Origin of the sequence: Methyloceanibacter marginalis (assembly GCF_001723295.1) — a bacterium.
Classification (GTDB): domain Bacteria; phylum Pseudomonadota; class Alphaproteobacteria; order Rhizobiales; family Methyloligellaceae; genus Methyloceanibacter; species Methyloceanibacter marginalis.
Map to the genome: position 1 here is coordinate 1 of NZ_LPWD01000001.1, position 3692 is coordinate 3692.

Here is a 3692-nt window from a genome sequence, read left to right on the forward strand (position 1 = left end):
ATGTCGCGGCCGCGCGGGCTGCGCACCGGGCTCGCATAGCCGGCGCGATTGACGACCTCGGCGAACTTCTCGATCTGCTCCCAGTCAGAGCACTCGTACGGTGCGCCGGGCCACGGATTGAACGGGATCAAATTGATCTTCGCCGGGATCTTGGCGAGCAGCTTGACCAGGGCCTTGGCGTCGGCGATGGAATCGTTCACGTCCTTCAGCATCACATATTCGAAGGTGATGCGTTTCGCGTTCGCGAGGCCGGGATAGCACGGCAGGCATCCAAGAGCTCGGCAATGGGCCACTTCTTGTTGATGGGCACGAGCTCATCGCGCAATTCATCGCGCACCGCATGGAGCGAGATGGCGAGCATGGTGCCGGCCTCTTCACCCCAGCGCGGAATCTCCGGCACGATGCCCGAGGTGGAGAGGGTCAGCCGGCGGCGGGAGATGGACAGACCGTCGCCGTCGGCGACGATGGCGCAGGCGTCCCGCACATTGTCGAAATTGTAGAGCGGCTCTCCCATGCCCATGAGCACTACGTTGGTGATCTTGCGCTCGCCGCTCGGGAGGCCTGTCGGGTCGGACGGTACCGCGCCCGGCCAATCGCCGATGCGATCGCGGGCGAGCATGATCTGGCCAACGATCTCGCTGGTGCTGAGATTACGCACGAGCCGTTGCGTGCCTGTGTGACAGAAGGTGCAATTGAGCGTGCAACCCACCTGGCTCGAGATGCACAGCGTGCCGCGGTCGGCTTCGGGGATGTAGACCGTCTCGACTTCCTTGCCGTCGGCGAGACGGAGCAGCCATTTGCGCGTGCCGTCGACCGAGACCTGTTCGGTGACGATCTCCGGGCGCGCCAGGGTGAAATGCGCGGCAAGCTCCCCGCGCAGTTCCTTGGCGATATCCGTCATCAGCTCGAAATCGGTGGCCCCGCGCACATAGGTCCAACCCCACAACTGGCTCACGCGCATGCGCCGCTGCCGCTCCGGCACGCCGAGATCGCCCAGACGTTCGGCAAGCGCGGCGCGGGTCATGCCGGCAAGGCAGGCTTTCGGCCGGGTTTCGGCGCTTTGTGGCGCGGGATCTATGAGCGTGGTCGCGGTCATGGCTCCTCATATCATGAGGCGAGCCGGAAATGCCAAGGGGCGGAGAGGAGGCTGCGTGAGGGGTCCTAGCCGCTGCACTCCTTGGCAATGCGCTCCAGCGCATCGGTGGTGCCGCTCAAAGAGTAGTTGTCGCTCGTATTGGTGCCTCGGGCGGAGCGCCCTTGAATCGTCATGGAGCTTCCCGCCTTCAGGGCGCCCACGAGCTTGGCCTCGTCCTCGGTCTTCTCGACGAAGGCGCCCTCGTCCTTGGTAAAGAGCTCGAACTTATCGCTGCCGATGGTCACGGTGACTTGGCGCCTGGGGCGAAGGGATAGCCCATCTTCACGCTGATCTCGCCGGCGATCTTGTCGCCAGGATAGTGCGAAACGTAGAAATAGATCGGGCCCCGGCGCACGTTCTTGGGACTCGAATCCCTCGGTTGCGACACGGCAAAGCAGACCTTGGGACTGCCTTCGGACGTGTAGGCGGCCCAGTCATTGTATTTTTGCAGAAGTTTAACTTCTTGCGCGAACACTGGCGTCGCAATCAACGCCACAGTCACGCAAGCAGCTCCAACGGCTCGGCGCATCTCCCCGTCCCCGTGTCGTGAGCAGACGTACGCATGAATTTCGCCACAGTCTTTACTGTTTCAGGGCCTTAGGTCAAGCCTGCGGCCTTCGACGTTTCGGCGGACCTTGGACATGGGGGGCGGGCACTACCGGTTCGGCCCCTTCGCTGACCGGCCGGGGCGCGAAACGGCCGAGCGCGCGGATGCGATCATACATCACGATAGCGCCCGCCGTGGCGACGTTGAGCGAGAACGCCGTGGGGATGCGGACCAGATGCTGGCACCTGGCGACCAGCTCCGGGCTGAGCACGCCGCGCTCCGGCCCCAGCACATAGGCGGCGCGCAGGGGATGTGGAAAACTCGGCAAGTCGGCGGCGCCATCGAGGATCTCGATGCCGACCAGGCTACAGCCCTTGGGCAATTGCATCTCATCCAGGCCCCGCCAGTGATAGACCGGGACGTGACCGTCGGCGCGGGAGGTGTCGGCGCGTACCTGAAGCGCGCCCTCGTCGGCCCCGAGGGTGAAGACGAAGCTCGCGCCGAAGGCATGGGCGGAGCGCAGGAGATTGCCCAAATTCACCGGCTTGGAGATGCCTTCGGCTCCGATGCCGAAATACCCACGCAGATTTGGAGGTAGCGGTTTCACAAGTTATCTCTGCCATAAAGCCAAGAACCAGCAAAAGGCGGCTCGAAAGGTTGCGCTAACCGAGAGACGGCGTCAAAAAGCCAAGCTCTTCAATCTGTCGAGCCGAGCTGCCGCCGTTCTGGTCATGCAGCTCCCAAATACGTGGAGCCGTTTATGCGCGTCGTGCAGTTCAATGAGTTTGGCGGGCTTCAGGCCCTGCGTCTGGAGGAGGTCGACGCTCCCAGCCCGGGGCCGGGCGAAATCCTCCTCAAGGTCAACGCGGTCGGCCTGAACTTCTTCGACACGCTCGTATTGCGCGACAAATATCAGATCTCGCCGCCGCTGCCGTTTTCACCCGGCGCCGAAGTCGCGGGCACCGTCGAGGCGCTTGGCGACGGCGTGACCGAGTTCGCCTTGGGTGAGCGCGTGGTGGCGTTCATCGGCGGCAATGGCTGCCGCGAGCGGATCGTCACCAAGGCGAAGAATGCGATCCCGATCCCGGACGGCGTGAGCGACGACGTGGCGGCGGGTATCGTCATCACGTATGGCACGGCGCTGCACGCGTTCAAGGACCGGGGGAATCTGAAGCCCGGCGAGAGCGTGGCCGTGCTCGGCGCGCGGGGCGGCGCGGGCCTCGCGGCGGTCGAGATCGCCAAGCTGATGGGCGGGCGCGTCATCGCGGTGGCCTCGTCGGAAGACAAGCTTGCTCTCGCCAAGGCTCATGGCGCCGACGAAGGCGTCAACTATTCGGATGTCGATCTCAAAAAGAAACTGAAGGAGCTCACGCTCCCGACCGGCGTCAACGTGCTCTACGACTGCGTCGGGGGCGACGCGGCGGAGCCGAGCTTGCGCGCCATGGCGTGGGAGGGACGCTATCTCGTGCTCGGGTTTGCCTCGGGCGAGATTCCGCGTATTCCGCTCAACCTCGTGCTGCTCAAGGGGTGCGAGATCGTCGGCGTGTTCTGGACGTCCTTCGTCGAGCGCGAGCCCGAGACGCATCGCGCCAACACGGCGCAGATCCTGGAGTGGTGCAAGGACGGCAAGATCGTGCCGCATATCCACGAGACCTTCCCGCTCGAAGACACGCCGAAGGCGCTGGCGCTGATCGAAGGCCGCAAGGTCACCGGCAAGGTGATCATCCATCCGCAAGAATAGGCGGACGCTCTTTACGTCTGCTTGGAGAACTCCGTGTCGAGCGCGCGGGCGGCGGCAGTGCGGTGCGTCGGCGTGATGTGCGATGACACTAGGCCGATCACGGCGCTCAGCAACGCCATGTCGTCGGCGAAGCCGAGGCCGCCCAGGATGTCGGGGATGAAGTCGGTCGGCAAAATGAAGTAAGCGAGCGCCGCGAGCAGCATGCCGCGCACCCGGATCGGCGTGGCCGGATCGAGCGCGCAGTAATAGGCCGCGACGAGGTCTTGAGC

Annotated in this window: 5 protein-coding genes and 1 pseudogene; 1 reads left to right on the top strand and 5 read right to left on the bottom strand. The window is 64.3% G+C overall.

What is annotated here, in order from left to right:
• The 4 genes and pseudogenes from rlmN to AUC71_RS00020 form a co-directional block, all read right to left on the bottom strand.
• Positions 1-1106, bottom strand: a pseudogene (gene rlmN / locus AUC71_RS00005) (dual-specificity RNA methyltransferase RlmN); the annotation flags it as partial.
• Positions 1107-1161: 55 nt separating this feature from the next.
• Positions 1162-1380: an invasion associated locus B family protein gene (locus AUC71_RS00010; RefSeq protein WP_069622611.1), complete on the bottom strand. Its 219-nt coding sequence runs from the start codon at positions 1378-1380 to the stop codon at positions 1162-1164.
• The gene (locus AUC71_RS00015; protein ID WP_069622612.1) at positions 1377-1610 is read right to left on the bottom strand and encodes a hypothetical protein; all 234 of its coding nucleotides are present in this window, start codon (positions 1608-1610) and stop codon (positions 1377-1379) included. Before AUC71_RS00015 ends, AUC71_RS00010 begins: the two co-directional genes overlap by 4 nt.
• A 127-nt stretch (positions 1611-1737) precedes the next feature.
• Positions 1738-2289: an RNA methyltransferase gene (locus AUC71_RS00020; RefSeq protein ID WP_204376578.1), complete on the bottom strand. Its 552-nt coding sequence runs from the start codon at positions 2287-2289 to the stop codon at positions 1738-1740.
• 153 nt (positions 2290-2442) lie between these two features.
• On the opposite strand from AUC71_RS00020, the gene AUC71_RS00025 reads away from it, so the two are divergent.
• Positions 2443-3423 carry an NADPH:quinone oxidoreductase family protein gene (locus tag AUC71_RS00025; protein WP_069622613.1) on the top strand — a complete coding sequence of 327 codons (981 nt, stop codon included), beginning with the start codon at positions 2443-2445 and terminating at the stop codon, positions 3421-3423.
• Positions 3424-3434: 11 nt separating this feature from the next.
• Here the strand turns inward: AUC71_RS00025 and AUC71_RS00030 are convergent.
• Positions 3435-3692 (bottom strand): YkvA family protein (locus AUC71_RS00030; RefSeq protein WP_141701334.1); only part of this gene is annotated, 258 nt, incomplete at its 5' end.